Below are 26,891 nucleotides of genomic sequence, written 5' to 3' on the forward strand. Positions count from 1 at the left end.
CCAACGAAAAAGGGCGGGAATTCCCGCCCCTCACCGCCATCCCTGTGTCAGATGCTCCGGCTCAGCCCTTCAACATCGACTTGCCGGCGTAGCGCGCCTGCTTGCCGAGTTCTTCCTCGATGCGGATGAGCTGGTTGTATTTGGCCATGCGGTCGGAACGCGACAGCGATCCGGTCTTGATCTGCCCGCAATTGGTGGCGACGGCGAGGTCGGCGATGGTCGAATCCTCGGTCTCGCCCGAGCGATGCGACATGACGGCGGTGTAGCCGGCCTTGTGCGCGGTCTCGACGGCATCGAGCGTCTCGGTCAGCGATCCGATCTGGTTGACCTTGACCAGGATCGAATTGGCGACCCCCATGCGGATGCCGTCGCGCAGGCGCGCCGTATTGGTGACGAAGAGATCATCGCCGACGAGCTGCGTCTTCTTGCCGATCAGGTCGGTCAGATATTTCCAGCCTTCCCAGTCATCCTCGGCAAGGCCGTCCTCGATCGAAATGATCGGATAATCGGCGGCGAGCTTGGCCAGGTATTTCGCCTGCGCCTTCGGATCGCGTGTCTTCTTCTCGCCTTCATAGACGTAGTTGCCGTCCTTGAAGAATTCCGTCGCGGCGCAATCGAGGCCGAGCGCAATCTCCTCGCCCGGCTTGAAGCCGGCCTGCTCGATCGACTCCATGATGAAATCGAGCGCCACCGGCGCGCTCTTCAGGTTCGGGGCAAAGCCGCCTTCATCGCCGACATTGGTGTTGTGGCCGGCGTCCTTCAGCTTCTTCCTCAGCGTGTGGAAGACCTCAGAACCCCAGCGCACGCCTTCGCGCAGCGTTGGCGCACCGACCGGCAGGATCATGAATTCCTGGAAATCGATCGGGTTGTCGGCATGGGCGCCGCCATTGATGATGTTCATCATGGGTACCGGCAGCAGATGCGCCTTGGTGCCGCCGACATAACGATAGAGCGGCAGGCCGGCGGCTTCGGCCGCGGCCTTGGCCACCGCCAGCGACACACCGAGAATAGCGTTGGCGCCGAGCCGGCTCTTGTTGGGCGTGCCGTCGAGTTCGATCATGGTCTGGTCGATGTGGATCTGGTTTTCGGCTTCCATGCCGCCGATTGCCTCGAACAGTTCGCCGTTGACCGCCTCGACGGCCCGCAGCACGCCCTTGCCGAGATAGCGGGCGCCGCCGTCGCGCAGTTCGACGGCTTCATGCGCGCCGGTGGAAGCTCCAGACGGCACGGCCGCGCGGCCCATCGAACCGTCTTCGAGCACGACATCGACCTCGACGGTCGGATTTCCACGGCTGTCCAGGATTTCACGCCCGACAATGTCGATGATGGCGGTCATTGCGATGTCCCCGATTGATCTGACGAAACGTCGCGCCCGTCTTAGCCAAAGCGGCGCAAAAGGCAATCGGGCCACCGCCAATTATTGCCGCCGGCGCGATTCACGAAGCGCAAATTCCTGTCATCATAAGTCATGCGCCATAGGATGGCCGCCGGTCTATGATGGCGGCTGCGCGGGGCGAAACAGGAGGAGTTTCGCCATGTCCGAGTTAAGCGGTATCGTGAGTTTGTTCCTGATCGCGGCGGCGTTCCTGACGTCCTGCGACAACCAGCAGCCTCCACAGGGCGCGGTGCAACTGTCGACCCTCCGCAGCGCGGAGTAAGCACGGCAGGCGATCATGTAAAAGGCCCCCGCTGGTTTGCGGGGGCCTTTTCACGTCAGGCTGGCCGGTCAATGCCAGTAAGGCTCGACCTTGTAGTAATTGTAGGAGGCGTCACGTGCGGCCTCGCCATCGGCGCCCGTCAGCTCGTTGATCGAATAGGCGGGAGCGGCTTTCAGCTGGTCCTTCGAGAATGGCACGACATAGCCGCCCCTATCCTCATCGTAATCCAAACTCGCCCACGGGATGGCGTGATATTTTTCACCCATGCCGAGAAAGCCGCCAAAACCGATCACAGCGAACATGATGCCGTTGGACAGCTTGTCGAGCATGACGTCCTCGATGCTGCCGATCTTCGTGCCTTCGGTGTTATAGACGGATGTGCCGATGACCCGCGAAGCAGCGATAGCCTCTGTGTGTCCTGCCTGGGTTGTCATGATGTGCTCCTCATTGTCGTTGCTCTGGACTTTCACAATGAGGGGCGAGATCGAAGGTTCCCGACTTTTCCGCCGGTCTGTTCGACTTTTTCCACCTGTATAAAGGTGACTTCTCACTGACGTGGCAGGCCGATATATGCCCTCCGCGGCGACGACCTTCAGCTGCGCCGGGTCAGCGGGCCTTCGCTACCCGATCGAACGCCATCAACCTTTCCAGAAGTGCCGGCATGTCCTTCAGCGGCACCATGTTCGGTCCGTCGGACGAGGTCGAATTATCCGGATCCTGGTGGGTCTCGATGAAGACGCCGGCAACGCCGACAGCGACAGCCGCGCGGGCCAAGGTCTCGACAAAGCGGCGTTCGCCGCCGGAGGAACCACCCTGCCCGCCCGGCTGCTGGACCGAATGGGTGGCGTCGAAAATCACAGGCGCGCCGATGTCGGCCATAATGGGCAGGGCCCGCATGTCCGAGACAAGCGTGTTGTAGCCGAACGAGGCGCCGCGCTCAGTGGTCAAGACATTGGGGTTGCCGGAGCCGGTGATCTTGGCCACCACGTTCTTCATGTCCCAGGGCGCGAGGAACTGTCCCTTCTTGACGTTGATCACCTTGCCCGTCCTTGCGGCGGCAACCAGCATGTCGGTCTGGCGCGACAGGAAGGCCGGGATCTGCAGCACGTCGACATGCGGCGCAACGATGGCGCACTGTTCCTCGGTGTGGACGTCGGTCAGTACCGGCAAGGAGAATTCCTTGCGCAACTCGTCGAAGACCGGGAGCGCCGCTTCCATGCCGGCACCGCGTGTAGCCGACAGGGAGGTGCGGTTGGCCTTGTCGTAGCTGGTCTTGTAGACGAGGCCGATGCCCAACCTGCCTGTCAATTCCTTCAGCGCGCCGGCCATGTCGAAGGCATGCTGGCGTGATTCGAACTGGCAGGGGCCGGCAATCAGCGACAGCGGTGCTGCGTTGTCGAAGACGACATTGCCGACGGTTACCGATGAATTGGGCGCCAAGGCGTTGCTCATTGTATCTCCCGAAAGATGAAGGCCGCGCCCTGCCCGGATGTCGGCTGCACGACGATATCACTGCCCGACATATCGTATCTGATGGAATTGGCTGCAAGCAGACCTGCCGCCACAGCGGCACGCCGAACCGAAAAGACGACTGCCGCGAAGCGGAGTTGCGTCGGCTTACCGGCGGGCACGCCAAAGCGTGCCGTGAAAGAGGCCGGGTCGAGTACAGCCAAGATAGCGTTAGGTAGACGAAAAATGGAGGCGCGCGCGTCAGCCGTCGGATCGTTTACTGCCACGGAAATCAGCCGGCGCTGCTCGGCGGGCTCGTCGCTGATCGCCACGATCTCGACAATTCCCGTGGCACCGTTGGCATGAGCCTGCAGCGCTGTGCGGTCCACTTCCGGCGCGTTGACGCGCTGGCAGGCGAACAGGAACGCATCGGTTGAACCCCCGGTCGACGCGAAGGCCAGTTTGAATGACGCCATGTCGCTTTTGCCGGCAGCGTCGGTGAACGCCCGCGAAAAGCCCAGCATGTCCCCGCCCGACAGGCTCGCATCGACAAAGCGTGCATGGTCCGCATCGGCGTCGTCCGTGGTCAGGACCACGGCGGAAAAACCTTCATTGCCATTGCGGTCACGATAGAGCCGGTCGCGCGCGACGAAGACATTGCCCTGGCCGGCGGCCTTCATCGCGGCCTGATCATCGCCTACAGCCAGCGGTTCCAGATAGGTGCCGTCCGCGAGGAAGACGCAGCAATTTTCCGTGCCGAATGGATGGATGCCTGTCGGCGCGACGATGAAGCCGAGGGCCGTTAGCCGCGCCCGCGCCACATCCAGGCTCGAGGTCGGCAGCACGAGGTGATCGAGCGGATGAGTGCCTGTGGGTGGTGTTTGGATCATGCCAGCGCGGTGTGCATCATTGCGCAAAAGGGTTCAAGGGCGCCCGAATCAGCTTCCGGCCACCACATCGGCGGAATAACGCAGTTCGCGCAATGGCTTGACCCTGCTGGTGGTCTGCGCATAGAGCGGATGCGCCTTGTAGGCGGCCAATGCGGCGGCATCCGTGAATTCGGCATAGACGACCACGTCGATCTCATCCGACAGCGGATCGACCTTGGTGTTCAGCGTCACCTCGAACAGGCTGGAATGGGGAATGCCGCCGAGCGCCAGCAGCCCAGAGCGCACTGCCTCCACATCCTCGCCACGCCGCGCGCTGAAGAAAACAATATGCCGGATCAACCCCGCCTCCTCGATCAAAAATCCGGGGTCTTTTGTGACGACGAAACCGTCAGGTCAACCGTTCAGGGTGCCGCGCGTCCTTGCGACGCGCCCGGGATGCACGAGACCTGAACGGGAACTAGGCCTTGCCGGTGACGTAACGCACCACGTGAGAGACATTCCTCACCGTCATATCGAGGTACCGGCCCTGGTTGTAGAGACCGTCCCAGATCAGGAAAAACGCAACGGCGGCGATGACGATGACATAACGCATGGCTAATCTATCGCATAAGCCCGGCTGTGCTCATAGACGTTTCCGCCAGGCAAAGACGGGATCCGTGTCGACCCTCGTCCGGTATATGAACTCTCGGCACCTGGAACTGCCAAATCAATGCCGGCGCGCCTTCGATCTCGTCGCCGGGCGACTGGCCGGGCATGATCCAGAAATGGCCCGCGGCCCAATTGCGAATGGCGGTCAGAGAAGGATGCGGTGTTTCGCAAATCCTGCCTCGCCGGCGCCCGCCGGCTCGATCTTCAATGACTTCACTTCGGCGATGAGGTCCTTCGCCTTGGGCCCTGTCTCGAACACGACGCTGGTTCCGGGCAGCGGCGCGAACGACCAGTTGCCGTCCGCCGACGGGTTGATGGTGCCCTGCTTGACGATGTAGCGGACGATGACGTCGCGGTTGGTGTCTGGCGCTTCGTAGATAATTTTGGAAGCGTCGATGTCAGGAAAATTGCCGCCGCCGCCGGCCCGGTAGTTGTTCGTTGCAACGACAAATTTCTGATTGGGATCAATCCGTTTGCCGTCGAACATCAGGCCGACGATGCGATTGGCACTAGCATTGGCCAGCCCGCCCTTGGCATCGTATTTCGGCGGCTGCGACAGATCTATTCTGTAGGTGACGCCGTCGATAACGTCGAAATTGTAGGACGGAAAGTCGGTGTTGATGAGCGCCTGGTCGGCCTTGCCAGGTTCGATCAGGTTGAAGATGCCGGCCGACATTTCCAGCCATTCCTTGACCTGCGCTCCGGTGATCTCAACGGCCCGCACGGTGTTGGGATAAAGGTAGAGGTCGGCGACGTTCTTGATGGCGATGTCGCCTGCCGGCACATCGGTGTAGTAGTCGGCGCCGTTGCGCCCGCCGGCCTTGAAGGGGGCTGCCGCCGACAGCAGCGGCACGTCCTTCCATTGTGTGTTTTTCAGGATGTCCTGGAGGTACCAGGTCTGCGCCTGGCTGACGACCTGAACCGACGGATCGTCGGCGACCAGCGCGAAATAGGAATAGAGCGGCGCTGCGGTCTTGCCGACGGGACGACGCACATAGGCGAGCGTTGCCTGATGGTCCTGCTCGAGCGCGGCGATGATGCGGTTGTCGTCCGCGACAGTCGGCTTGTTCTTGTTGTCGACACGTTCGAAGATCGGCCGCGCTTCCGAGGTGGCGGAAACGATCTTCCATTTCGATCCGTCGCGCTCCAGCATCAGGTCGATCAGGCCCATATGCGAGCCCCAGAAGCCGCCCATGACGGCCGGCTTGCCCTGCAGCGTACCCTTTTGCGCATCGACGCCTTCGAGCGCCTGAAAATCCTTCTTGCCAGGGAACACCAGATGCTGGTGACCCGTGAACACCGCGTCGATGCCTTCAACGCCGGCGACAAAGAACGATGCGTTCTCCATCATATCGCCCTGCTTGATGTCGATGCCAGAATGCGAGAGCGCGATGATAATGTCGGCGCCCTCTTCCTTCATCTGCGGCACCCAGGCCTTGGCAGCCTCGACAATGTCGCGCGTTCTGACATTACCTTCGAGGTTCTTGAGATCCCAGACCATGATCTGCGGCGGCACGAAGCCGATGATGCCAATCCTGATCGGTTGCTCGGTGCCTGAACCGTCCCTGATCTTCTTGTCGAGGATGACGTAGGGCTTGAGGTAGAGCTTGTCGTCGCGCGGGTTCGCGGCAAGCTCGGTGCCGCGGATCAGGTTGGCGCAGACGAAGGGGAAATTGGCGCCGGCCAGAACCTTGTCCATGAAGGACAGGCCGTAGTTGAATTCGTGGTTGCCCAACGTCGAGCACTCGTAGCCGAGCAGGTTCATGCCTTTCATGATCGGATGCAGGTCACCGTCCTTCATGCCCTTTTCATAGGCGATGTAGTCGCCCATCGGATTGCCCTGCAGCAGGTCGCCATTGTCGATCAGCATCGAATTAACGGCTTGCTTGCGCACCGCGTCGATCAGGGAGGCCGTGCGCGACAGTCCCATCGTGTCATTCGCTTTGTCGGCGTAATAGTCATAGGGCAGCACATTCACATGGATGTCGGTGGTCTCCATGATCCGGAGATGCGCCTGGTTGGCCTGGGCGCGGGCGGAGAAAGGGTGAAGCGCAATCAGCGCGCCTGTGGCGGCGGCGCCCGCGAGGAGACCGCGGCGGGAGACGGAATGGACCGGCGACATGTTTTCTCCTTTTCGACGACACGAAAGACCCTGGCCGAAAGCGAACTTCGCGCTGAAACCTATTCGAGTCCATTCAAGAAGTTGCGCGCATCGGAGTTGTCAGTCGATCAGCAACAGATGACGCGCGGATGAACGGGCGCAAGCGCGGAAGATCAGCCCTTGTCGTCGTCGCCCTGCGTGATCAGGCGGGCGCTGCGTTGGCCCGTGACGTAGATCCATAGCCAGCTCAGCGACACCGCGAGCCGGTTGCGGAAGCCGATCAGGAAATAGATGTGCGCCAGTCCCCACAGCCACCAGGCCGGCCAGCCGGTCAGCCTGATCCAGCCGAAATCGATCGCCGCGGCGCGCTTGCCGATCGTGGCCAGGTCCCCGGCATGCTTGTAGTGGAACGGCCTTACGCTCGTATCGCCGGCAAGCCTGGCCTTGATGGTCGCGGCAACATGGCGGCCCTCCTGCTTGGCGGAAGGCGCCACGCCGGGAACGGGCCGTCCATCGGGCCGCAGCACGAGAGCGGCGTCGCCGATGACGAAAATCTCGGGGCTGCCCGGCACGGTGAGATCGGGTTCAACCAGCACCCTTCCCGCCCGGTCGGCGGCGGCGCCCAGCCATTCGGCTGCCGGCGAAGCGGCAACGCCCGCCGCCCACAATATGGTCCTCGCCGGCAGATGCGTGTCGCCGAAGACGACGCCCTCGGCGTCGCAGCGCGTGACCGCCCGGCCGAGTTCGATCGTCACGCCGAGCCGCTTCAACGCCTTTCCGGCATAATCGGACAGTTTCGGTGCGAAATTGGCCAATATGCGGTCGCCAGCCTCGATCAGCACCACACGCGTCTCGCGCGTGTCGACGTTGCGGAATTCGCCGCGCAGTGTGTCGTGCGCCAGTTCGGCAATGGTGCCGGCAAGTTCGACACCGGTCGGACCACCGCCGACGATCGCAATCGTCAGCAGCGCCTGGCGCCTGGCAGGATCGGTTTCCCGCTCGGCCTGCTCGAAGGCGAGCAGAATGCGCCGTCGAATGGTGGTGGCGTCCTCCAGCGTCTTCAGCCCTGGCGCGAACGGCTCCCATTCGTCGTGGCCGAAATAGGCGTGTCGGGCGCCGGTGGCGAGCACCAGCGTGTCGTAGGCGACGGTGCTGCCGTCATCGAGCAGCACGCGTTTTCCGGCTCGGTCGATGCCGGTGACATTGGCGAGCAGCGTCGTCACGTCCTTGCGCTTGCGCAGCAGGTGGCGGATCGGCCAGGCGACCTCCGAGGTCGCCAGCGCCGTCGTTGCGACCTGGTAGAGCAGCGGCTGGAAAAGATGGTGATTGCGTTTGTCGATCATGGTGATGCGCACGGACGCACCGGCGAGAGCGCGGGTGAATTCGAGGCCGCCGAACCCCGCCCCTACGACGACGACATGGTGATTGGCTTGATCCATCGCATTCACCCTGACCAGCAATATCGCATGCCTTTGATGTAGGAGCTTTTGTGCAATGCAACAACACGAAGGCCGTGCCCGAGACTCGTCGTTCCATGTCGTGAATGCACATGTCGCATCCCCCCGCCGGGTATAGCGTTATGGAAAACAGCGAGGAGGTGAAGCATGGCCAACGATCACGACGACCAGGGTCCGGCGCAATATTCCTCGCCGCCATGCTTCATGCACGAACTCGATCCCGCGTTTCACGCGCCGATATCCGATTGGACCGACGTCAGACGATGGCGCAAGGCCGAACGGGAACGCCTGATCGCGGCGCGTCTCGCGGTTTCCGCCGATGCGCGAACGGCGATGTCGCAGAGCATCGCCGGAGCCCTCGACGCGGCGATCGGCGATATCGACGGCCGCATGGTCAGCCTCTATTGGCCGTTTCGCGGCGAGCCGGACCTGCGGCCATGGATGGCCGCCATCAATGAACGAGGCGGGCGCACCGCGCTGCCCGTCGTCATCGAAAAGGCACAGCCGCTGATCTTCCGGGCCTATGTTCCGGGCGACCGGCTGGAGAAGGGCGTGTGGAACATTCCGATTCCGGCCGAGGGCGAACCGGTCTTGCCCGACATCGTCATCTCGCCGATCGTCGGCATCGATTCCGGCAATTATCGCCTGGGCTATGGCGGCGGGTTCTATGACCGAACGCTGGCGGCGATGCCGTTCAAGCCGCTGGTCATCGGCGTCGGCTACGAATTGCAGCGCATCGCCACCATCTACCCGCAGCCGCACGATATCCCGATGGACCGGATCGTGACGGAGGCTGCCAAGGCGTAGACGGCTGAAGGCATGGAAGGCTGAGAATGCTCAGGCCATTTCGGGCTTCAGGCCCATCGCCGTCCGGTCGACGATTTCGCGCAGGGCAAAAGACGAATTGATCTTCGTCACATGCGGCATCGCCGACAGCCATTCCTTGTGGATGCGTTCGTAGTCGGCAAGGTCCTTGGCAGCGATTCTGAGAATGTAGTCGTACTCGCCCGACATCAGGTGGCAGGACAGCACGTTCGGGCAGCGCTTGATCGCAGCCTCGAAATCCGACAGCGTCTTCTCGAACTGGCCCGACAGCGATATGTGCACGATCGCCGTCATCTGGTGACCAAGTGCTGCATTGGAAAGCCGGGCATGATAGCCGCGGATGGTTCCGGATTTCTCCAGATTGTCGAGCCGGCGCGAACAGGCCGACTGCGACAGGCCGACCCTTTCGGCAAGGGCGGCGTTCGGCATCCTGCCATCCTTCTGCAAGGTCTCCAGAATGGCGATATCAATCCTGTCGAGTGGCATTCTTCGTGATTCCTGCGAATTTTTGCGCATTCTACGCAACAATTATCGAATAGCGAACCCTCCTGCAAGTGCATTCGCAAACACTTACGCAACGATTCGTGGTTGACTGCGTCAATACAGGGAACGAGCCCCGAAGGGCCGTGTCAGGAGAAAAGAAAATGCGCGTCGGCTGCCCCCGGGAAATCAAGAATCATGAATATCGCGTCGGACTTACGCCCGGCTCGGTCCGCGAATATGTCGCCCACGGACATGAGGTGCTGGTCGAGACCGGCGCCGGGGCCGGCATCGGAGCCGACGACAACGCCTATCGCGCTGCCGGCGCCACCATCGCCAAGACGGCGGCCGATGTGTTCGCCAAGTCGGATATGATCGTCAAGGTCAAGGAGCCGCAGCCTAACGAATGGGCCCAACTGCGCGATGGCCAGATCCTCTACACCTATCTTCACCTTGCTCCGGATCCGGAACAGACCAAGGGCCTGCTCGCTTCGGGCGTTACCGCCATCGCCTATGAAACGGTGACCGACGACCGGGGCGGCCTGCCGTTGCTGGCGCCGATGTCGGAAGTCGCCGGCCGCCTGTCGATCCAGGCCGGCGCCACGGCGCTGCAGAAGGCCAATGGCGGCCGCGGCGTGCTGCTCGGCGGCGTGCCCGGCGTGCTGCCCGGCAAGGTCACCGTGCTCGGCGGCGGCGTCGTCGGCCTGCACGCAGCCAGGATGGCGGCTGGCCTGGGCGCCGACGTCACCATCATCGACCGCTCGATCCCGCGCCTGCGCCAGCTCGATGACCTCTTTGCCGGCCGCGTCCATACCCGCTACTCGACCGTGGAGGCTCTGGAAGAAGAGTGCTTTTCCGCCGACATCGTTGTCGGCGCCGTGCTGATCCCGGGTGCTGCGGCGCCGAAGCTGGTCTCGCGCGAAATGCTTTCGGGCATGAAGAAGGGGTCGGTGCTGGTCGACGTTGCCATCGACCAGGGCGGCTGCTTCGAGACCTCGCACGCGACCACACATGCCGAGCCGACCTACGAGGTCGACGGCGTCATCCACTATTGCGTCGCCAACATGCCGGGCGCCGTGCCGGTCACCTCAGCACATGCACTCAACAACGCGACTCTGCACTATGGCCTTCAGCTCGCTGACAAGGGCCTGAAGGCGCTGGTCGACGACCATCATCTGCGCAATGGACTCAACGTCCACAGAGGCAAGATCACCAACCGTGCGGTCGCCGAAGCGCTCGGCTACGAACTGGTCGAACCGAAGGCGGTTCTCGCGGCCTGATTCTCCTGAGAGGATACCTGCCTCCCGTCAGCCCGCCGGTCATTCCCGGCGGGTTTTTTCTTTCCGGATTGGCGGCTGTCAGGCCTGCACCCGGCTCGGACTTAAAACATGTGCCGCAACCTGCGTCTCGGCGCCAATTGCAAGTTTAACTGAGCCCTCTAGGCAAATAGTCGAAGCCCATATGCTTCTTTGCGCAGAAAATTTCTGTGGAAGGTTCAGGCAAACAAAAAAGCGGAGCCAAGGCCCCGCTTCCTCGATGTCGAGATTTGCCGCCGGTTCATCCGCGGTCGACAAATCGATCGACGGCTACCCGTGTACCGCAATGGTATGACAGGAGTACGACAGCGCTCCGCTATCGCACCGCCACATGCGCCCGTCAGACACGTTCGATCCGGCACTGGAAGCAATTGTTGCGCGCCGAGCGGACATGCACGTAGGCAATCTCGTCGCGTTCCAAGAGAGCCTCGGCGCGCGCGGCGATCGCATCGGTCGCAATGACGCCACCGCTGCCATAGACGATGCGGTCATCCGTGCCGTAGCCGCGCACGATATAGTCCGGGCTTTCGAGAATTTCGGGAAGTGCCTGAGATTCCGCGGCGCGCTCGCATTCCTGCGCGTGAAGGAAGATCGGTCCGGTCTCGGCATAGGGCTGAAGTTTGGGGAATGGCCGGTAGGCCAGGATGAGATAGTCGTCTCCGTCGGCGATGTTCTTCAGGCAATGCCGGCATGGCATGCCGTCGCCGTCGGAGACCTTACGCTCGGGCGTGTTTCCATAGGCATCGGGCCCGCCGCGCTGAAGCGCTCGTACATCTTGTGTCGGCAAGGCTTTGAACTGGATGGTCATGGCGAAAATCTCCGCTGTCATTGATCGGAAATTATGCGCATCAGCCCCCGCGTCCCACCCGATTCCTGACAATCATTGGCCCTTGGTCGGCTTGTTCCAGCCGACCAAGGCAAGGCGAACTTCACCGGATTGTCGGAACTCCCTCAGCGAATGAAGTCGTCAAAGCGACGGAGGGTGACCCGCCGGTTCCGCCAGTTTTCGTTCTGCGTCTGCACCAGCAGGAATTCCTCGCCATAACCGACCGTCTCCAAAGCATAGGCCGGCACGCCGAACTCGCGCACCAGCGTGCGCTTCAGCGAGGCGGCGCGCTGTTCCGACAGGATCCGGTTCGATTGGAAGGAGCCGACGGCGTCGGTATGGCCCTCGATGAGGACGCGCGCCCCGGGGTTGCGGCGCAGGATACGCTGCAACGCATCGGCGATAGTGTCGATCTTGTCGTATTGCGAGCTGGAGATCGCGGCCGAGCCGAAAGCGAAATTGATCGACTGGATATCGATCGACCGGGCCATGCGGCGCAGGTCCGGCCGGCGCTTGAACTCACGGATGGTGACGCGCTCGTTCGGGCGCAGCTTCACGCGGGGTGCCGCCTCGAGCTTTCGTTCGATGGTTGCGGCCGAAGGCGTTGTCGCCTGCGCGGCGGCGAGACCGGGCATTGCGATTGCCGCGATCAGCGCGGCGGCAAGGGTACGGCGGGTCAGCATGTCTTTTCTCCTTCGGCCCGTATTATGTGCGGGCAAGATGGCAGAGACAGGCTGAAGCGCGGATGAACGAGAGGTTCAGCTTTTGTGAGGGCGTCGCTATGGCCGCATGACGCTGGCCGAGCGCTCGGCGAAGGGCAGAGGGTGAACGGTCTCCTTCTTCTGCGCCACCGGCGCGAAGCCGAGCTTCTGGTAGAGCGGCAAGGCAGCAGGATGGTCGAGCGTGCAGGTCTGCACCGTCACCCGCTTCGGTCCATACGACCAAGCCGCGGCGATCGCCGATCCCAGGAACCAGCGGCCGATGCCTTGCCCGGTGGCGTGTTCCATCATGCCGAAATAGGCAAGCTCGACTTCTTCCGGCAGATGCGGCTTGAGGTCGAAAAAACCGGCGGGCGCGCCATCGAGATAGAGCACCCTGATGTCGCGATCCTCGCGGTGGATGCCGGCCGAAAGCTCGTCGTCATCCAGCCTCAGCACATTGACCCAGTGCCATTTACGCCCCACCCGATCCATCAGGTACCGGTAGAAATGCAGCGGAATGTCCTTAGTTTTCAGGAGTGCGACCTGGCGGTTGTAGGGCATGGGCGGCGACACGGCCGGTGGCGCATGCATCTCGAGGAACGTCACCGTGACTTCGATGTCCTTCAGCTCGCCGTTTTCCATCGTCATTCCTTGCCTGTCACGACTGGTGTGTCGGAGAGACCGCCCCATTCGGTCCATGAGCCGTCGTAAAGCCTGTTGTCGGTATGGCCAAGCGTTTCCAACGCAAGCGTGATCACCGCCGCCGTAACGCCGGAGCCGCAGGAAGTGACGATTGGCTTCGACAGATCGAGGCCGGCGTCCTCGACCACCTTGCGCAACCGCTCCTTCGGCAGAAGCACGCCGTTTTCCGACAGCGCCGAATAAGGCAAGTTGCGCGCGCCCGGCATATGGCCGGAACGGACGCCCGCACGCGGCTCCGGCTCCGCGCCGGTGAAGCGTCCTGCCCCGCGTGCATCGGCAATCTGGCTTTCCCGGGTTTCGACGATGCGGCGCATCTCGGCAAGGCTGGCGACCCGGCCGGCGTCGAAATCGGCGTGGAACACGCTTGGCGCGATTTTGGTCGGTTCGGCCGTCACCGGCCGACCTGCCGCTTTCCAGCCATCGAAACCGCCGTCAAGGATATAGGTCTGGAAGACGCCCATCACCCGGAACATCCACCAAGCCCGAGGTGCCGAGAAAAAGCCCGGGCCGTCATAGACGATGATCGTGTCATCTGCCGAAACGCCCATCGCGCCGACATACTGCGCGAAATGCTGCGGCGACGGCAGCGTATGCGGCAGCGCGGCGTCCGGATCGGAGACCGCGTCCTGATCCAGGAAGCGGGCGCCCGGAATGTGCCCAGCGTCATACTCGGCGCGCGCGTCGCGGTTTTGCGCCGGAAGATACCAGGATGCATCGACAATCGTCAGGCCAGGCTGGCCCAAACGCTCCTGCAACCAGTCCGCGTCGACGGTGAAAGGACTGTCTTCAGCCATTGTGGTTCTCCTGCCGCCATTGACCAGACGTTGTCTTGCCTTGCCGCATGATCTTGTCCGAAAACATCGTAGCTTTCGAGATCATGTTTGGGGCATCGGTCCAAACCGGATGCGGAAGCGCCGGTTTTCACGCCCCTTCTTCTCAATCTTGCCGATATGGATTTCGCCGATCTCGCCGGTGCTTTTGACATGGGTGCCACCACAGGGCTGACTGTCCACCGAAGCATTCTCGCCGATGCAGACCAGTCGGATTTTGCCGGTACCTAGCGGCGGACGGACATTCTTGGACTTCACCAGACCCGGATTGGCGGCCAGTTCCTCGTCGCTGATCAGCCTGGTAAAGATCGGATGATCGGCCCGCACCAGGCCCATCAGGCCAGCCGTCACGTCTTCCTTGCTGAAGCTGGCGTCGGGAATGTCGAAATCGACACGGCTGTCGTCTTCCGAAACCGCCGCGCCGGTGATCGGAAACGGGCAGACGACGGTGAGCAAATGGCAAGCGGCATGCATGCGCATCAAGAGATGACGTCGCTCCCAGTCGATTGCGAGCTTCAGGCGCTCGCCGACCGCAGGCGCGGCTTGTTCCGGCGCCGGCACGTGGATGATCTCGTCCTTTGTTTCCCCGGTGATGGTGGCGGCCAGGACGATGCGGCTGCCATCGGCGCGCTGGAGATGGCCGCTATCGCCCGGCTGCCCGCCCGAGGTGGCATAGAAGATGGTGCGGTCCAGAACGATGCCGCCGCGCTCGTTGACGGCGACCACCACGGCATCGGCCGTCCTGAGATAGGCGTCGTCGCGAAACAGCGCTTCGGTCTTGTGCGCCATCACACGACCTTTTCAAACGGCACGGAAATATCTGATTTCTCTTCCATCCAGCCGGGCACCGGCAGCTTCTTTTCGCGCAGGAATTCGGGATTGAACAGTTTCGATTGGTAGCGTGTGCCGTAGTCGCAAAGAATGGTCACGATGGTATGGCCGGGGCCGAGTTCACGCGCCAGTCGGATCGCGCCCGCTATGTTGATGCCGGTCGAACCGCCGACGCAAAGGCCTTCCTCCTGGACCAGGTCGAAGACGATCGGCAACGCATCCTCATCACGAATCTGGAACGAAAAGTCGGGCGTGAACCCATCGAGGTTGGCTGTGATGCGCCCCTGCCCGATGCCTTCGGTGATCGAACTGCCTTCCGACTTCAGCTCACCGCTGGTGTAGAAACTGTAGAGCGCGGCGCCCAGCGGATCTGCGAGAGCAATCTTGACGTCCCTGTTTTTCGCCTTCAGTCCGAAAGCGACGCCGGCCAGCGTTCCGCCCGAGCCGACCGCCGAGACGAAGCCGTCGACCTTGCCGCCGGTCTGGCTCCAGATCTCCTGCGCCGTGGTGCGGATGTGCCCGTCGCGGTTGGCGACATTGTCGAACTGGTTGGCCCAGATAGCGCCGTTCGGCTCCGAACGCGCCATTTGCTCAGCCAGCCGCCCCGACAATTTCACGTAATTGTTGGGGTTCTTGTACGGCACGGCCGGAACCTCGATCAGCTCGGCGCCGAGCAGCTTGATCGTGTCCTTCTTCTCCTGGCTCTGCGTTTCGGGAATGACGATGACGGTGCGGTAGCCGAGCGCCTTGGCGACCAGCGTCAGCCCGATGCCCGTATTGCCGGCCGTGCCCTCGACAATGACGCCGCCCGGCCTGAGCAGCCCACGCTCTTCGGCATCGCGGATGATGAACAGGCCGGCGCGGTCCTTGACCGACTGTCCGGGATTCATGAATTCGGCCTTGCCCAGGATCTCGCAGCCGGTTTCTTCCGAAGCCCTGTTGAGGCGGATCAATGGCGTGTTGCCGATAGCGTCGATCACGGAGCGGGGCATTCGGGAGTCCTTGTGTAGCTGCGGCGAAACCCTAGAAACCCGAAGCTTCGGTTTCAAGGCAAGAATTTGCCTGGTCCAGTCGCATTTTCTGCACTGCATTTGCGCCGGCCTCTCCCTGGTGCCGGGCGTATCCGCGCGGTTCATTTGGGACCGGCATCGAAAACCGCTCTTTTCATTCGATTTCTTCGCGGTTAGAGCAAAAGCCAAGAACAATTCGACGGGGGCGCAGCATGACACTTTATCGGGCCGACCCGAAGCATGGCGTCGCCTGGGTCACGGGAGGCAGCAGCGGCATCGGCCGTTCGCTGGCCAGGGATCTTGCGTCCCAGGGCTATGCGGTGGCCGTAACCGCACCCGATGGCGATCCGATCGACACGCTCATTGTCGAGACCGCGCAGATGCCAGGCAAGGTCAAGGCTTTTCCCTGCGATGTGACCGACGAGCCGCGCATGGCGAGAACCGTCGCTGCGATCGAAAACGAGCTTGGCCCCATCGTGCTCGCCGTCTTAAACGCGGGCAATTACATTTCCACGCCTGGCGAGGCTCTCGTCGTCAGCGATTTTCGCCGGTCTTTCGAGGTCAACTATTTCGGCATCATCAACGGGCTGGTGCCGGTCGTCGAACGCATGCGGGTGCGGGCGCGCGGCCATATCGTGCTGGTCGGCTCGGTCACCGCTTATTTCGGCTGGCCGACGACGGCCGCTTATGGCGGCACCAAAGCGGCGATCAACATCCTGGCCGAATCGCTGAAATACGATTTCGACAAGATGAACGTGCGCGTCCAGGTCATGAATCCGGGCTTCATAGACACACCGCTGACCGAGAAGAACATGCTGCCCATGCCGGGGCTGATGCCGGTCAGCCGAGCGACGCGGCGCATGGTGCGGGGTATCAAATCCGGCGGCTTCGAGGTCACATTCCCGCGCCGGACGAGCTGGCCCCTGAAGCTGCTCAGCCTGTTGCCGAGACCGGTGTACCGAGGCGTGATCAGCCTCATGACGAGCTGGAAGGCACGGCCGCTGAATTACGACCGCAAGCCGCCGAGCGAATAGAAGCCAGCGGATCGGCGGCTTCATCGCCGGGCCGGTCGTTGCCTGTTCCCCGCCGCCGCCGTAGGTTTGTTGTTGTTGCGTTTGGAGTCTGCGATGGGGCGACGAATCGTGCTTGCTGTGCTGGGGTTAGTCGCCATCCTCGCACTGGCCTTCGTGCTCGGCCCGCGGGTTCCCGTCGACACCACGATCCGCTTCGATCCAGCCGCAATCGGCGACGATCCGCAGGCCTATGTGGCCAGGACGGAAGCGGCGATATCCGGCATCCGTGACGGGCTGGAGAAAGAGATCATCTGGGCCAATCCGATGGTGCATGCCAGGACACGGCTGTCGATCGTCTATATCCACGGCTTTTCGGCGTCGAAAGGCGAGCTCCGCCCGCTGCCCGACGAGGTTGCCGACCAGCTCGACGCCAATCTGTTCTTTACCCGCCTCACCGGCCACGGGCAGGATGGCGCGGCCATGACGCAAGGCAGCGTCGATGCCTGGATCAACGACTATGAGGAGGCGCTCGCGATCGGCCGGGCCATCGGCGACAAGGTGATCGTCATCTCCACCTCGACCGGCGGCTCGCTGGCGGCCTGGGCGGCAACACAACCGGGTGCTTCGGACGGCGTGGCGGCGATCGCGTTCATCTCGCCGAATTTCGGCGTCAAGGCGTCGGGCGCCGGGATCCTGACCATGCGATGGGGCAAACAAATAGCCGAACTCGTCGCCGGCAAGGAGCGCAGCTTCATGCCGCGCAACGCGCTGCACGAGAAATTCTGGACCACCAGATATCCCCTTGCCGCGACGCTGCCGATGCAGGCGCTGACGGAACTTGCCTATGGCGCGCCGGTGGAGAAAGCGGTGGTCCCTGCCCTCTTCATCTTTTCGGATTCGGACAGCGTGGTGCGGCCTGACCGCACGCGTGAAATCGCCGGGCGTTGGGGCGCGCCGCACGAGCTGGTTCCGGTCGACGATACCGGCGATCCCGACAACCACGTCATCGCCGGCGACGCCCTGTCGCCATCGACCACGACCTTCCTTGCACAAAGAATTGCCGTCTGGATCGAGGCGGTCGCGAAGTAGCCCGAGCTTCCATACGGAAAGGGCGACCGCAGCCTCACCGCGGTCGCCCTTTATCTCACTGGTGACCAGCCGGGCACGCAAATGCCCGGCCAATACGAAGCGGCCTGCCTACGCGGCCCGCGCCGCGGGCCGCTTGCCGCCGAAGCGGCGTTTATTGTTGCCCTTGAAGGGCTTGGCGCCTTCCGGTTTGCGGTCGCCAGCGAAGGCCGGCTTGTCACCGAAGCGCTTCTTGCCGGAGCCGTTGTTCTGGCCGCCCGGCCGCCTGCCGTCGCGACGGCCATTGCGGTCGTTTCGGTCATTGGCAGGCTCGAAGCGCTCGTTCTTCTCAGCCGGGTTGCGCTGCGGATCGGGGCTGCCGAGATGGTCGGCGACAACAGGCAGCTTGGCGCGGATGATGCGTTCGACCTGGCGCAGCTTGCTGTTCTCGGACGGATCGCAGAGCGTAATCGCAATGCCGTCCCGGCCGTTGCGGCCGGTGCGGCCGATGCGGTGGACATAGCTCTCCGCCTCATCAGGCAGGTCGAAATTCACGACATGACTGATGCCGGGCACGTCGATGCCGCGCGCGGCGATATCGGTGGCCACCAGAATGCGCACCGAACCCTCGCGGAAATCGTTCAGTGCCTTCTGCCGCGCATTCTGCGACTTGTTGCCGTGGATGACAGCGGCCTTGAAGCCGTCGCGCTCGAGGTCCTTGGTTACCCGGTCGGCGCCGTGCTTGGTGCGCGAAAAGATGATGACGGACTTCATCGTCTCGTCGGCGAGCATCGTCGACAGCACTTGGCGCTTCTGCTTGGTGCGGGCAAGGACGACGCTCTGCGCGATCTCGGCCGCCGCCGTGCTTTGCGGCGCGACTTCGACACGGATTGGGTTCTTCAGCAGGCCTTTCGCCAGTTCGGCGATTTCATTGGGCATAGTCGCGGAGAACAGCACCGTCTGACGGTCCGGCGCGGTCGCCTTGGCGATGCGCTTGACGTCATTGATGAAGCCCATGTCGAGCATGCGGTCGCCCTCGTCGAGCACCAGCCATTTGGTGTCGGCAAGCATGAGGTCGCCTTCGCGCACCAGATCGGTCAACCGGCCAGGCGTGGCGATCAGGATGTCGACACCAGGCGCAACCTTCTTCACCTGGCTGAAGCGCGAGACGCCGCCCAGCACGAGCGCGGTCGAGACATGCGCGCCCTTGGCGAGGATCTTGATGGTGTCCTCGATCTGCACGGCGAGCTCACGAGTCGGCGCCAGGATCAGCGCGCGTGCCGTCTTCGGCCGGCGCTTGGTGCCGAGCGCAATGATCTTCGACAGGATCGGCAGCGCGAAGGCCGCAGTTTTGCCGGAGCCGGTCTGGGCGATGCCGAAAATGTCACGGCCTTCCATCTGCGGCGGGATCGCCTGAGCCTGGATCGGCTTCGGATCGGTGAAGCCGGCGGCATGGGTGGCCTTGAGCAGCGCACCCGTGATTCCCAGTGCTGCGAAACCGGAGAGTTCTCCAGTGTCGTTGCCGGGCAAAGTGTTTTCGTTGGTCAAAATATTCTTCTTTCACGCGGCCTCTGGCCGCAAACATCAATGGCGGCAGGGCGCAACCTGCCGTCGAATCAATTGTCATGGAACGACAAGGCGGCGGACGTGTTCGTCCGCGCGGCTGCGCTGTCGTGCCCGCAGGCATCATGCCACGGGGCTTTTTCGCCACCTTGCTAACCAATCGGGGTCGATCAGCAGGAAAGAGGGAAAACAGACGCAACCAGTCTCATTCGAGGAGAAGGCCGGATCGGTCCGGCCCAAGCGCCTATGCCGTGCATATGGCTGAGTTCGCTCTGAAATGCAAGGGCATCATGTTGCAGCGCAACAAAACGCCTCGAAAAAGCGACGCTTGCGCTCACCTGCGGGCATCATTACCACAAAGCAGCCCGCGCAGGAGATCGAGAATGAAGGACGTGCTGAAGGAACTCGAGCGTCGTCGCGAGATCGCCCGCATGGGCGGCGGTCAGGCTCGCATCGACGCGCAGCACAAGAAGGGCAAGCTCACCGCCCGCGAACGCATCGAGGTGTTTCTCGACGAGGGTTCGTTCGAGGAGTTCGACATGTATGTCGAGCACCGTTCGACCGACTTCGGCATGGAAAAGACCAAGATCGCCGGCGATGGCGTTGTCACCGGCTGGGGCACCGTCAACGGCCGTCCCGTCTACCTTTTCGCCAAGGATTTTACCGTGTTCGGCGGCTCGCTGTCGGAAGCGCATGCCGAAAAGGTCATCAAGGTGCAGGAGATGGCGCTGCGCAACCGCGCGCCGATCATCGGCCTCTACGATGCCGGCGGTGCCCGCATCCAGGAAGGCGTGGCTGCACTCGGCGGCTACGCCGAGATCTTTCAGCGCAATGTGCTGGCGTCGGGCGTCATTCCGCAGATTTCCGTGATCATGGGGCCTTGCGCTGGCGGCGACGTCTATTCGCCGGCCATGACCGACTTCATCTTCATGGTGCGCGACACCTCCTACATGTTCGTCACTGGACCGGACGTGGTGAAGACCGTCACCAACGAGACGGTGACCGCCGAGAGCCTCGGCGGCGCTTCCGTTCACACGACGAAATCCTCGATCGCCGACGGCGCCTATGACAACGACGTCGAAGCACTGCTGCAGATGCGCCGGCTGGTCGATTTGCTGCCGGCCTCGAACACATCGGAGATTCCCGAGATTGAATGCTACCAGTCGGTCACCGATCACGATCTGTCGCTCGACCGGCTGATCCCCGACAACGCCAACAAGCCTTACGATATCAAGGAGCTGATCCTGAAAGTCGCCGACGAGGGTGATTTCTTCGAGATCCAGCAAAGTTTCGCCAAGAACATCGTCACCGGCTTCGGACGTATTGAAGGCCGCACGGTCGGCTTCGTCGCCAACCAGCCCATGGTGCTGGCCGGCGTGCTCGATTCCGACGCCAGCCGCAAGGCGGCGCGCTTCGTGCGCTTCTGCGACTGTTTTTCGATTCCGATCGTCACCTTCGTCGACGTTCCGGGCTTCCTGCCGGGCACGGCGCAGGAATATGGCGGGCTGATCAAGCACGGCGCCAAACTGCTCTTCGCCTATGCCGAGGCGACCGTGCCGAAGATCACCGTCATCACCAGGAAGGCCTATGGCGGCGCCTATGACGTGATGGCTTCGAAACACCTGCGTGGCGATATGAACTATGCCTGGCCGACGGCGCAGATCGCCGTGATGGGCGCCAGGGGCGCGGTCGAGATCATCTATCGCAAGGACATCGGAGACGCCGAAAAGATCGCTGCCCATACAAAGACTTACGAAGACCGCTTCCTGTCACCCTTCGTCGCCGCCGAGCGCGGCTATGTCGACGAGGTGATCATGCCGCATTCGACCCGCCGCCGCATCGCCCGCGCGCTGCGAATGCTGCGCAACAAGGACATGCAGAACCCCTGGAAAAAGCACGACAACATTCCGCTGTAAGCTGAATGTCGCGGCAAGTCAGCGCGCGCCGCGAGCCGCCACCAGTTCACGCAGCACAGGCACCAGCGCCAGCGGGAAATCCTCGGCGATCAGCCCCGGCCCGAACCGGCTGCCGGCCTCGGCATGGATCCATACCGCCGCGCACGCCGCCTCGAAGGCCGGCATGCCTTGCGCCAGGAAGCCGGCCACGAGCCCCGAGAGCACGTCGCCCGAACCGGCGGTTGCCAACCACGGCGCGCCATTGGAGTTTATCGCGGCCTTGCCATCGGGAGCAGCGATTACGGTGTCGGCGCCCTTATAGACGATCACGGCATTGGCACGGGTGGCGGCCATACGAGCCCTGCCCAACTTGGACGAAACGGCGCCACCCGCGATGTCAGCAAACAGCCTGGCGAACTCGCCTTCATGCGGCGTCATCACCAGCGACGGCGCGCTCGGCTGGCGCGAGGCTTCGAACAGGACATCCGGCTTCTCGCGAAACGAGGTGATCGCGTCGGCGTCGAACACCAGACCATCGACCGAGGCGGAAACGTTCCGCTGCTGGCCAGCGGCAAGCAGCGTGAGAGCAAAATTCCGCGTTCTTTCACCGACACCGAAGCCAGGGCCCAGTACAAAAGCGGAGGGCCGGCGTTCGCCGATGAAGGCGTCGATGTCGGCGCTGTCATTTGCTTTGCGCAGCATGATCGAGGTCAGATGCGCGGCATTGACCTGCATGGCTTTCGCCGGGGACAGGACGGTGACCGCCCCTGCCCCGCTTCGCGCCGCGGCAAGCGCCGCAAGCCGCGCCGCGCCAGTGGCGCTCGGGCCGCCGGAAAAGACGCCGACATGGCCGCGCTTGTACTTGTGCGTATCGACGCCCGGAATCGGAAAGGCGCTGAGCCAAAGCGCCGGCGAGTTCTCGAACGCCTGGGGCCGAATCCGGGCAATGAGACCATCGGCGATACCGATATCGGCGAGCACGATCTCCCCGCACAGCTCGCGCCCGGGCAGCAAAAGATGACCAGGTTTTTTGCGGGCGAAGGTGACGGTGACCCCAGCCCGAAAAGCATGGCCGAGCACTTGGCCGCTGTCCCCGGAAACGCCTGATGGCAGATCGACCGCGACGACCGGCAAGGCCAGGCTTGTCACCACGCCAACCGTTCTCGCCGCTTCACCGGACAGCGGTTTGGACAGCCCTGCTCCGTAAAGAGCGTCGACGACGACAGCGCCGGCTTCGGCCGCGAAATTCGCCAGCGGCCGAGGTTTGACCGGGCATTCGCCGGCGGCAAGCGCGGCATCGCTGCCCGGCTTCGGCGTGCCCGTCGCCCAGACCACCGTGTCGACGCCAGCGGTTGCCAGGCAGCGGGCCACGACATAGCCATCGCCGCCATTGTTGCCGGGACCGCAAAGCACATGGACCCGCTTCGCTGCCGGATCGCGCCTGAAAATTTCGGCCGCGACGGCTTCGCCTGCACGGCGCATCAGGCCGATGCCGTCGATTGCGCCGGCGGCAATCGTCAACCGATCCGCCTCGCTCATCTCCTCGGGAGAAAGAAGTTCGTTGCTCATGGATTGCCGATCCGCATTCGATAAAGCATTGTCCAGTTTTCGGCTCGACGCAAACGCAGAGGAGTTGGCGCGGTCCCAGCCAAGCTGAGCAATGCCCACCAAATAAGCAATACGCCTAAATATCGGGCAGACATAAACACCGACGCCGCGTAGGCTGCAGCCATCCGTCGCGCGCTGGATGCAGTGAACGATGCGAATTTGCATCTTCGTGCGGCATGTTCTGGAATCGAATGACACCGCTTGAAATCCCGCCAATTGGCACAATTCGTGCTTGATGGAGGCGCAAGCGGGGCTCACAACCCGTTTTTTTGGCAGTGGAGGCCACTTTTTACATGAAAAAGATCGAAGCGATCATCAAGCCATTCAAGCTGGACGAAGTGAAGGAAGCGCTTCAGGAGGCCGGACTGCAAGGCATCACCGTGACCGAGGCCAAGGGTTTTGGACGCCAGAAGGGCCACACCGAGCTTTATCGCGGCGCCGAATATGTCGTCGACTTCCTGCCCAAGGTGAAGATCGAGGTCGTGCTCGGCGACGATGCGGTTGAAGGCGCCATCGAAGCCATCCGCAAGGCGGCCCAGACTGGGCGCATCGGCGACGGCAAGATCTTCGTCTCGAACATCGAGGAAGTTGTGCGCATCCGCACCGGCGAAACCGGCATGGATGCGGTCTGACACCTCGCCCATCTTCCGAAACGTCATTATTAAAAAACGTCACCACAGGGATACATGACATGACGACAGCCAAAGACATCATGAAGCAGATCAAGGACAACGATGTGAAGTTCGTTGACCTGCGCTTCACCGACCCGAAGGGCAAGCTGCAGCACGTGACGATGGATGTCATCGAGGTCGAGGAAGACATGTTCGCCGATGGCGTGATGTTCGATGGTTCTTCGATCGCCGGCTGGAAGGCGATCAACGAGTCCGACATGGTGCTGATGCCCGATCCTGAAACGGTCCACATGGATCCGTTTTTCGCGCAGTCGACGATGGTCATCCTGTGCGACATCCTCGATCCGGTTTCGGGCGAATCCTACAACCGCGACCCGCGCGGCACTGCCAAGAAGGCGGAGGCCTACATGAAGTCGGAAGGGATCGGCGACACCATCTATGTCGGCCCGGAAGCCGAGTTCTTCGTCTTCGACGACGTCAAGTACAAAGCCGATCCCTATAACACCGGCTTCAGGCTCGATTCCACCGAACTGCCGTCCAATGACGACACCGACTACGAAACCGGCAATCTCGGCCACCGTCCGCGCATCAAAGGGGGTTATTTCCCGGTGCCGCCGATCGATTCGGCGCAGGACATGCGCTCCGAGATGCTGACCGTGCTCGCCGAGATGGGCGTGCGGGTCGAGAAGCATCACCACGAGGTGGCTGCGGCCCAGCACGAACTCGGCATCAAGTTCGACACGCTGGTCCGCAACGCCGACAAGATGCTGATCTACAAATATGTCGTGCATCAGGTCGCCAATGCCTATGGCAAGACCGCCACCTTCATGCCGAAGCCGATCTTCGGCGACAACGGCTCGGGCATGCATGTCCACCAGTCGATCTGGAAAGGAGGCAAGCCGACCTTCGCCGGCAACGAGTATGCCGGCCTCTCGGAAAGCTGCCTGTTCTATATCGGCGGCATCATCAAGCACGCCAAGGCCATCAACGCCTTCACCAACCCGCTGACCAATTCCTACAAGCGCCTGGTGCCGGGCTACGAGGCGCCGGTGCTGCTCGCCTATTCGGCGCGCAACCGCTCGGCATCCTGCCGCATCCCGTTCGGCTCGTCGCCAAAGTCGAAGCGCGTCGAGGTCCGCTTCCCCGATCCGGGCGCGAACCCCTATCTCGCCTTTGCCGCCATGCTGATGGCCGGCCTCGACGGGATCAAGAACAAGATTCATCCCGGCCAGCCGATGGACAAGGATCTCTACGATTTGCCGCCGAAGGAGCTGAAGAAGATCCCGACCGTCTGCGGCTCGCTGCGTGAGGCGCTCCAGAGCCTCGACAAGGACCGCGGCTTCCTGAAGGCCGGCGGCGTCTTCGACGACGACCAGATCGACAGCTACATCGAGTTGAAGATGGCCGAGGTGATGCGCTTCGAAATGACACCGCATCCCGTCGAATACGACATGTACTATTCGGTCTGATTTTTGATCTCCCTGGACCCGGCATAACCCGGATCCAGCGGCTTCAATTCAGCCTGCAAATGCGAGGCCGGAAGATGAACCTCTTCCGGCCTCTTTGTTTGCTCATATCGAGGCTTCCATTCAGCCAAATCCGCGGACACTGACGCGTTCGATCGGATGCTGCCCCGATCCAGCGACTGGAAAGGCGCACCGGCTGCTGAGGTTCCGTCGGCTGGTCACGTCACACGTGCCGATTGCGCTGAGGCACAGGCCGGCTTGAGCCAGCCAAGCTGGGCTGCCAGGCGATCCGGCATGCGCTTTTTGCGAGTAAAGGGATAAGCCAGGAGCGAGCGGCACACTGCCTCAGGCTGCAATGCCCGCTCGTCCGGCGCCCCCGCCAATGCTGTCGTTCAAGAAACCCCGCCCCTTCGAACAGCACCGCTTGGCGTATCCCCCAATGCCTGCGAATACGCATGTTGCGCCGCAGCCTGTCAATGTCGCCTGCCGGGCGTCGAGACGGTCGATTTTGGTGTATGAACAGGGGCTTATGAAAGGATCGGTCGACAGGCATTCTTGCCGGAATGGCCGGATTTCCGGGCTTTTTCGAGGATTTCGAAGCCTGCGGCCCGGCGCCAAGGTATGCTTTCGTCAGCCCAAAGCCGCCTTGTCGGGATGGGTTTGAGCCGCCCTTTTTAACCTGACTTTTTTTGGGGGAATTTGCTTTGCCAGGCCAGGAGCCAGGAAGACGAGGAGCGGCGAACGGAAACAGCGGCATGCGATAGTGCCCGCCATCGTCACACGAAAAAGCCCCGGCAACTCCCGCCGGGGCTCGCGTCATGGTTGTCGGGGATCTTGAGGCCCGACGTGAAATATCAAGCAGCGGCCGAAACCGATGCGCCGGTCGAAACCTGCGAGATCGTCTTCAGGACCTGGGAAGCGATCTGGTAGGGGTCGCCCTGCGAGTTCGGGCGGCGGTCTTCCAGATAACCCTTGTAGTCATTCTTGACGAACGAATGCGGCACGCGGATCGAGGCGCCGCGGTCGGCGATACCATAGCTGAACTTGTTCCAGGGGGCCGTCTCGTGCTTGCCGGTCAGACGCTTGTCGTTGTCCGGGCCGTACACGGCGATATGGTCCATCAGGTTCTTTTCGAACTGCGCCATCAGGGCCTCGAAATAACCCTTGCCGCCGACTTCGCGCATATATTTGGTCGAGAAGTTGCAATGCATGCCCGAGCCGTTCCAATCGGTGTCGCCGAGCGGCTTGCAGTGGAACTCGATATCTATGCCGTACTTTTCGGTGAGGCGCTGGAGCAGGTAGCGGGCCATCCACATCTGATCGGCGGCCTTCTTGGAGCCCTTGCCGAAAATCTGGAATTCCCACTGGCCTTTGGCCACTTCGGCGTTGATGCCTTCATGGTTGATACCCGCGGCAAGGCAGAGGTCGAGATGCTCTTCGACGATCTGGCGCGCGATGCTGCCGACGTTCGAATAGCCGACGCCGGTGTAGTACGGGCCCTGCGGGGCGGGATAACCGCTCTCGGGGAAACCGAGCGGACGGCCATCCTTGTAGAAGAAGTACTCCTGCTCGAAACCGAACCAGGCATCCTCGTCGTCGAGAATGGTCGCGCGGCTGTTGGACACGTGCGGCGTGACGCCATCGGGCATCATGACTTCGCACATGACGAGAACGCCGTTGGTGCGGGCCGGATCGGGATAAAGCGCGACCGGCTTCAACACGCAATCAGAGCTTCGGCCCTCGGCCTGCATGGTGGACGAGCCGTCGAAGCCCCACAGCGGCAGCTGGTCGAGCTTCGGGAACTCGGCATAATCCTTGATCTGGGTCTTGCCGCGAAGATTGGGGGCCGGGGTGTATCCGTCGAGCCAGATATACTCGAGCTTGTATTTGGTCATTCTAGAGCCTCTCGTTGTGCTTGACCACCG

26 protein-coding genes are annotated in these 26,891 nt (G+C 62.3%); 8 read left to right on the plus strand and 18 right to left on the minus strand.

Annotated features, from left to right (window positions below; genetic code table 11):
* Positions 1-61: 61 nt before the first annotated feature.
* A complete protein-coding gene (gene eno / locus FJ443_RS13885) occupies positions 62-1,336 on the minus strand; it encodes a phosphopyruvate hydratase (RefSeq protein ID WP_140501342.1) in 1,275 nt (424 codons plus the stop codon).
* A 199-nt stretch (positions 1,337-1,535) separates the two neighbouring features.
* On the opposite strand from eno, the gene FJ443_RS31960 reads away from it, so the two are divergent.
* Positions 1,536-1,658, plus strand: coding sequence for a hypothetical protein (locus FJ443_RS31960; RefSeq protein ID WP_263483006.1), 123 nt, complete (start codon positions 1,536-1,538; stop codon positions 1,656-1,658).
* A gap of 68 nt (positions 1,659-1,726) precedes the next feature.
* On the opposite strand, the gene FJ443_RS13890 is transcribed toward FJ443_RS31960, so the two are convergent.
* The 7 genes from FJ443_RS13890 to FJ443_RS13915 form a co-directional block, all read right to left on the minus strand.
* Positions 1,727-2,092, minus strand: a complete 366-nt coding sequence (locus tag FJ443_RS13890; RefSeq protein ID WP_140501340.1) for a PRC-barrel domain-containing protein — start codon at positions 2,090-2,092, stop codon at positions 1,727-1,729.
* A gap of 172 nt (positions 2,093-2,264) precedes the next feature.
* Entirely contained in the window at positions 2,265-3,110 is an 846-nt protein-coding gene (kdsA, locus tag FJ443_RS13895) for a 3-deoxy-8-phosphooctulonate synthase (RefSeq protein ID WP_140525506.1), read from the minus strand.
* Positions 3,107-3,997, minus strand: a complete 891-nt coding sequence (locus tag FJ443_RS13900) for a VOC family protein (protein ID WP_140501350.1) — start codon at positions 3,995-3,997, stop codon at positions 3,107-3,109. The genes kdsA and FJ443_RS13900 overlap by 4 nt, the downstream gene beginning before the upstream one ends.
* Before the next feature lie 48 nt (positions 3,998-4,045).
* A complete protein-coding gene (locus tag FJ443_RS13905) occupies positions 4,046-4,336 on the minus strand; it encodes a Dabb family protein (protein WP_140501335.1) in 291 nt (96 codons plus the stop codon).
* A gap of 118 nt (positions 4,337-4,454) precedes the next feature.
* Positions 4,455-4,589, minus strand: coding sequence for a hypothetical protein (locus tag FJ443_RS31965; RefSeq protein WP_263486323.1), 135 nt, complete (start codon positions 4,587-4,589; stop codon positions 4,455-4,457).
* A gap of 201 nt (positions 4,590-4,790) precedes the next feature.
* Positions 4,791-6,767, minus strand: coding sequence for a bifunctional 2',3'-cyclic-nucleotide 2'-phosphodiesterase/3'-nucleotidase (locus FJ443_RS13910; RefSeq protein WP_140664491.1), 1,977 nt, complete (start codon positions 6,765-6,767; stop codon positions 4,791-4,793).
* A 152-nt stretch (positions 6,768-6,919) separates the two neighbouring features.
* Positions 6,920-8,185 (minus strand): NAD(P)/FAD-dependent oxidoreductase, encoded by a 1,266-nt coding sequence (locus FJ443_RS13915; RefSeq protein ID WP_140664493.1) that lies wholly within the window; start codon positions 8,183-8,185, stop codon positions 6,920-6,922.
* Positions 8,186-8,350: 165 nt separating this feature from the next.
* Between FJ443_RS13915 and FJ443_RS13920 the strand changes: the two genes are divergently transcribed.
* Positions 8,351-9,010, plus strand: coding sequence for a 5-formyltetrahydrofolate cyclo-ligase (locus FJ443_RS13920; protein WP_140515432.1), 660 nt, complete (start codon positions 8,351-8,353; stop codon positions 9,008-9,010).
* 30 nt (positions 9,011-9,040) lie between these two features.
* Here FJ443_RS13920 and FJ443_RS13925 read toward each other — a convergent pair whose 3' ends face one another.
* Positions 9,041-9,514: an Lrp/AsnC family transcriptional regulator gene (locus tag FJ443_RS13925; protein WP_140501327.1), complete on the minus strand. Its 474-nt coding sequence runs from the start codon at positions 9,512-9,514 to the stop codon at positions 9,041-9,043.
* A gap of 158 nt (positions 9,515-9,672) precedes the next feature.
* Between FJ443_RS13925 and ald the strand changes: the two genes are divergently transcribed.
* Positions 9,673-10,788, plus strand: a complete 1,116-nt coding sequence (gene ald, locus FJ443_RS13930; RefSeq protein ID WP_140501325.1) for an alanine dehydrogenase — start codon at positions 9,673-9,675, stop codon at positions 10,786-10,788.
* Positions 10,789-11,164: 376 nt separating this feature from the next.
* Here ald and FJ443_RS13935 read toward each other — a convergent pair whose 3' ends face one another.
* The 6 genes from FJ443_RS13935 to FJ443_RS13960 all read right to left on the minus strand — a co-directional run bounded on the left by FJ443_RS13935 (position 11,165) and on the right by FJ443_RS13960 (position 15,706).
* Positions 11,165-11,632, minus strand: coding sequence for a DUF1203 domain-containing protein (locus FJ443_RS13935; RefSeq protein ID WP_140664495.1), 468 nt, complete (start codon positions 11,630-11,632; stop codon positions 11,165-11,167).
* Positions 11,633-11,775: 143 nt separating this feature from the next.
* Positions 11,776-12,333 (minus strand): OmpA family protein, encoded by a 558-nt coding sequence (locus tag FJ443_RS13940; protein WP_140501321.1) that lies wholly within the window; start codon positions 12,331-12,333, stop codon positions 11,776-11,778.
* Between the two features lie 96 nt (positions 12,334-12,429).
* A complete protein-coding gene (locus tag FJ443_RS13945; RefSeq protein ID WP_140501320.1) occupies positions 12,430-12,993 on the minus strand; it encodes a GNAT family N-acetyltransferase in 564 nt (187 codons plus the stop codon).
* Positions 12,994-12,995: 2 nt separating this feature from the next.
* Positions 12,996-13,847, minus strand: coding sequence for a 3-mercaptopyruvate sulfurtransferase (gene sseA, locus FJ443_RS13950; protein WP_140515435.1), 852 nt, complete (start codon positions 13,845-13,847; stop codon positions 12,996-12,998).
* An 81-nt stretch (positions 13,848-13,928) separates the two neighbouring features.
* Positions 13,929-14,672 carry an alanyl-tRNA editing protein gene (locus FJ443_RS13955; RefSeq protein ID WP_140515436.1) on the minus strand — a complete coding sequence of 248 codons (744 nt, stop codon included), beginning with the start codon at positions 14,670-14,672 and terminating at the stop codon, positions 13,929-13,931.
* Complete coding sequence (locus tag FJ443_RS13960; protein WP_140515437.1) at positions 14,672-15,706, minus strand: cysteine synthase A; 1,035 nt, start codon at positions 15,704-15,706, stop codon at positions 14,672-14,674. The genes FJ443_RS13955 and FJ443_RS13960 overlap by 1 nt, the downstream gene beginning before the upstream one ends.
* A gap of 230 nt (positions 15,707-15,936) precedes the next feature.
* Here FJ443_RS13960 and FJ443_RS13965 point away from each other — a divergent pair, with 230 nt between their 5' ends.
* Both FJ443_RS13965 and FJ443_RS13970 read left to right on the plus strand, forming a co-directional pair.
* Positions 15,937-16,758, plus strand: a complete 822-nt coding sequence (locus FJ443_RS13965; protein WP_140501312.1) for an SDR family oxidoreductase — start codon at positions 15,937-15,939, stop codon at positions 16,756-16,758.
* 93 nt (positions 16,759-16,851) lie between these two features.
* A complete protein-coding gene (locus tag FJ443_RS13970; RefSeq protein ID WP_140515438.1) occupies positions 16,852-17,826 on the plus strand; it encodes an alpha/beta fold hydrolase in 975 nt (324 codons plus the stop codon).
* Between the two features lie 108 nt (positions 17,827-17,934).
* Here the strand turns inward: FJ443_RS13970 and FJ443_RS13975 are convergent, their stop codons facing one another.
* Positions 17,935-19,350, minus strand: a complete 1,416-nt coding sequence (locus FJ443_RS13975; RefSeq protein ID WP_140515439.1) for a DEAD/DEAH box helicase — start codon at positions 19,348-19,350, stop codon at positions 17,935-17,937.
* Positions 19,351-19,748: 398 nt separating this feature from the next.
* Between FJ443_RS13975 and FJ443_RS13980 the strand changes: the two genes are divergently transcribed.
* Entirely contained in the window at positions 19,749-21,281 is a 1,533-nt protein-coding gene (locus FJ443_RS13980) for an acyl-CoA carboxylase subunit beta (RefSeq protein ID WP_140501306.1), read from the plus strand.
* An 18-nt stretch (positions 21,282-21,299) separates the two neighbouring features.
* On the opposite strand, the gene FJ443_RS13985 is transcribed toward FJ443_RS13980, so the two are convergent.
* Entirely contained in the window at positions 21,300-22,829 is a 1,530-nt protein-coding gene (locus tag FJ443_RS13985; protein WP_140584213.1) for an NAD(P)H-hydrate dehydratase, read from the minus strand.
* Positions 22,830-23,161: 332 nt separating this feature from the next.
* Here FJ443_RS13985 and FJ443_RS13990 point away from each other — a divergent pair, with 332 nt between their 5' ends.
* Complete coding sequence (locus FJ443_RS13990; RefSeq protein ID WP_006205430.1) at positions 23,162-23,500, plus strand: P-II family nitrogen regulator; 339 nt, start codon at positions 23,162-23,164, stop codon at positions 23,498-23,500.
* A 59-nt stretch (positions 23,501-23,559) separates the two neighbouring features.
* Complete coding sequence (glnA, locus tag FJ443_RS13995) at positions 23,560-24,969, plus strand: type I glutamate--ammonia ligase (protein WP_140515442.1); 1,410 nt, start codon at positions 23,560-23,562, stop codon at positions 24,967-24,969.
* Positions 24,970-25,820: 851 nt separating this feature from the next.
* Here the strand turns inward: glnA and FJ443_RS14000 are convergent.
* Positions 25,821-26,861: a glutamine synthetase beta-grasp domain-containing protein gene (locus FJ443_RS14000; protein WP_140501300.1), complete on the minus strand. Its 1,041-nt coding sequence runs from the start codon at positions 26,859-26,861 to the stop codon at positions 25,821-25,823.
* Positions 26,862-26,891: the final 30 nt, after the last annotated feature.

Origin of the sequence: Mesorhizobium sp. B2-6-1 (assembly GCF_006440475.1) — a bacterium.
Classification (GTDB): domain Bacteria; phylum Pseudomonadota; class Alphaproteobacteria; order Rhizobiales; family Rhizobiaceae; genus Mesorhizobium.

Excerpts from the sequence above, each read along its gene's own strand:
- eno (WP_140501342.1), bottom strand. The coding sequence starts at position 1,336 with ATGACCGCCATCATCGACATTGTCGGGCGTGAAATCCTGGACAGCCGT.
- FJ443_RS31960 (WP_263483006.1), top strand. The coding sequence starts at position 1,536 with ATGTCCGAGTTAAGCGGTATCGTGAGTTTGTTCCTGATCGCGGCGGCG.
- FJ443_RS13890 (WP_140501340.1), bottom strand. The coding sequence starts at position 2,092 with ATGACAACCCAGGCAGGACACACAGAGGCTATCGCTGCTTCGCGGGTC.
- kdsA (WP_140525506.1), bottom strand. The coding sequence starts at position 3,110 with ATGAGCAACGCCTTGGCGCCCAATTCATCGGTAACCGTCGGCAATGTC.
- FJ443_RS13900 (WP_140501350.1), bottom strand. The coding sequence starts at position 3,997 with ATGATCCAAACACCACCCACAGGCACTCATCCGCTCGATCACCTCGTG.
- FJ443_RS31965 (WP_263486323.1), bottom strand. The coding sequence starts at position 4,589 with ATGCGTTATGTCATCGTCATCGCCGCCGTTGCGTTTTTCCTGATCTGG.
- FJ443_RS13910 (WP_140664491.1), bottom strand. The coding sequence starts at position 6,767 with ATGTCGCCGGTCCATTCCGTCTCCCGCCGCGGTCTCCTCGCGGGCGCC.
- FJ443_RS13915 (WP_140664493.1), bottom strand. The coding sequence starts at position 8,185 with ATGGATCAAGCCAATCACCATGTCGTCGTCGTAGGGGCGGGGTTCGGC.
- FJ443_RS13920 (WP_140515432.1), top strand. The coding sequence starts at position 8,351 with ATGGCCAACGATCACGACGACCAGGGTCCGGCGCAATATTCCTCGCCG.
- FJ443_RS13925 (WP_140501327.1), bottom strand. The coding sequence starts at position 9,514 with ATGCCACTCGACAGGATTGATATCGCCATTCTGGAGACCTTGCAGAAG.
- ald (WP_140501325.1), top strand. The coding sequence starts at position 9,673 with ATGCGCGTCGGCTGCCCCCGGGAAATCAAGAATCATGAATATCGCGTC.
- FJ443_RS13935 (WP_140664495.1), bottom strand. The coding sequence starts at position 11,632 with ATGACCATCCAGTTCAAAGCCTTGCCGACACAAGATGTACGAGCGCTT.
- FJ443_RS13940 (WP_140501321.1), bottom strand. The coding sequence starts at position 12,333 with ATGCTGACCCGCCGTACCCTTGCCGCCGCGCTGATCGCGGCAATCGCA.
- FJ443_RS13945 (WP_140501320.1), bottom strand. The coding sequence starts at position 12,993 with ATGGAAAACGGCGAGCTGAAGGACATCGAAGTCACGGTGACGTTCCTC.
- sseA (WP_140515435.1), bottom strand. The coding sequence starts at position 13,847 with ATGGCTGAAGACAGTCCTTTCACCGTCGACGCGGACTGGTTGCAGGAG.
- FJ443_RS13955 (WP_140515436.1), bottom strand. The coding sequence starts at position 14,672 with ATGGCGCACAAGACCGAAGCGCTGTTTCGCGACGACGCCTATCTCAGG.
- FJ443_RS13960 (WP_140515437.1), bottom strand. The coding sequence starts at position 15,706 with ATGCCCCGCTCCGTGATCGACGCTATCGGCAACACGCCATTGATCCGC.
- FJ443_RS13965 (WP_140501312.1), top strand. The coding sequence starts at position 15,937 with ATGACACTTTATCGGGCCGACCCGAAGCATGGCGTCGCCTGGGTCACG.
- FJ443_RS13970 (WP_140515438.1), top strand. The coding sequence starts at position 16,852 with ATGGGGCGACGAATCGTGCTTGCTGTGCTGGGGTTAGTCGCCATCCTC.
- FJ443_RS13980 (WP_140501306.1), top strand. The coding sequence starts at position 19,749 with ATGAAGGACGTGCTGAAGGAACTCGAGCGTCGTCGCGAGATCGCCCGC.
- FJ443_RS13985 (WP_140584213.1), bottom strand. The coding sequence starts at position 22,829 with ATGAGCAACGAACTTCTTTCTCCCGAGGAGATGAGCGAGGCGGATCGG.
- FJ443_RS13990 (WP_006205430.1), top strand. The coding sequence starts at position 23,162 with ATGAAAAAGATCGAAGCGATCATCAAGCCATTCAAGCTGGACGAAGTG.
- glnA (WP_140515442.1), top strand. The coding sequence starts at position 23,560 with ATGACGACAGCCAAAGACATCATGAAGCAGATCAAGGACAACGATGTG.
- FJ443_RS14000 (WP_140501300.1), bottom strand. The coding sequence starts at position 26,861 with ATGACCAAATACAAGCTCGAGTATATCTGGCTCGACGGATACACCCCG.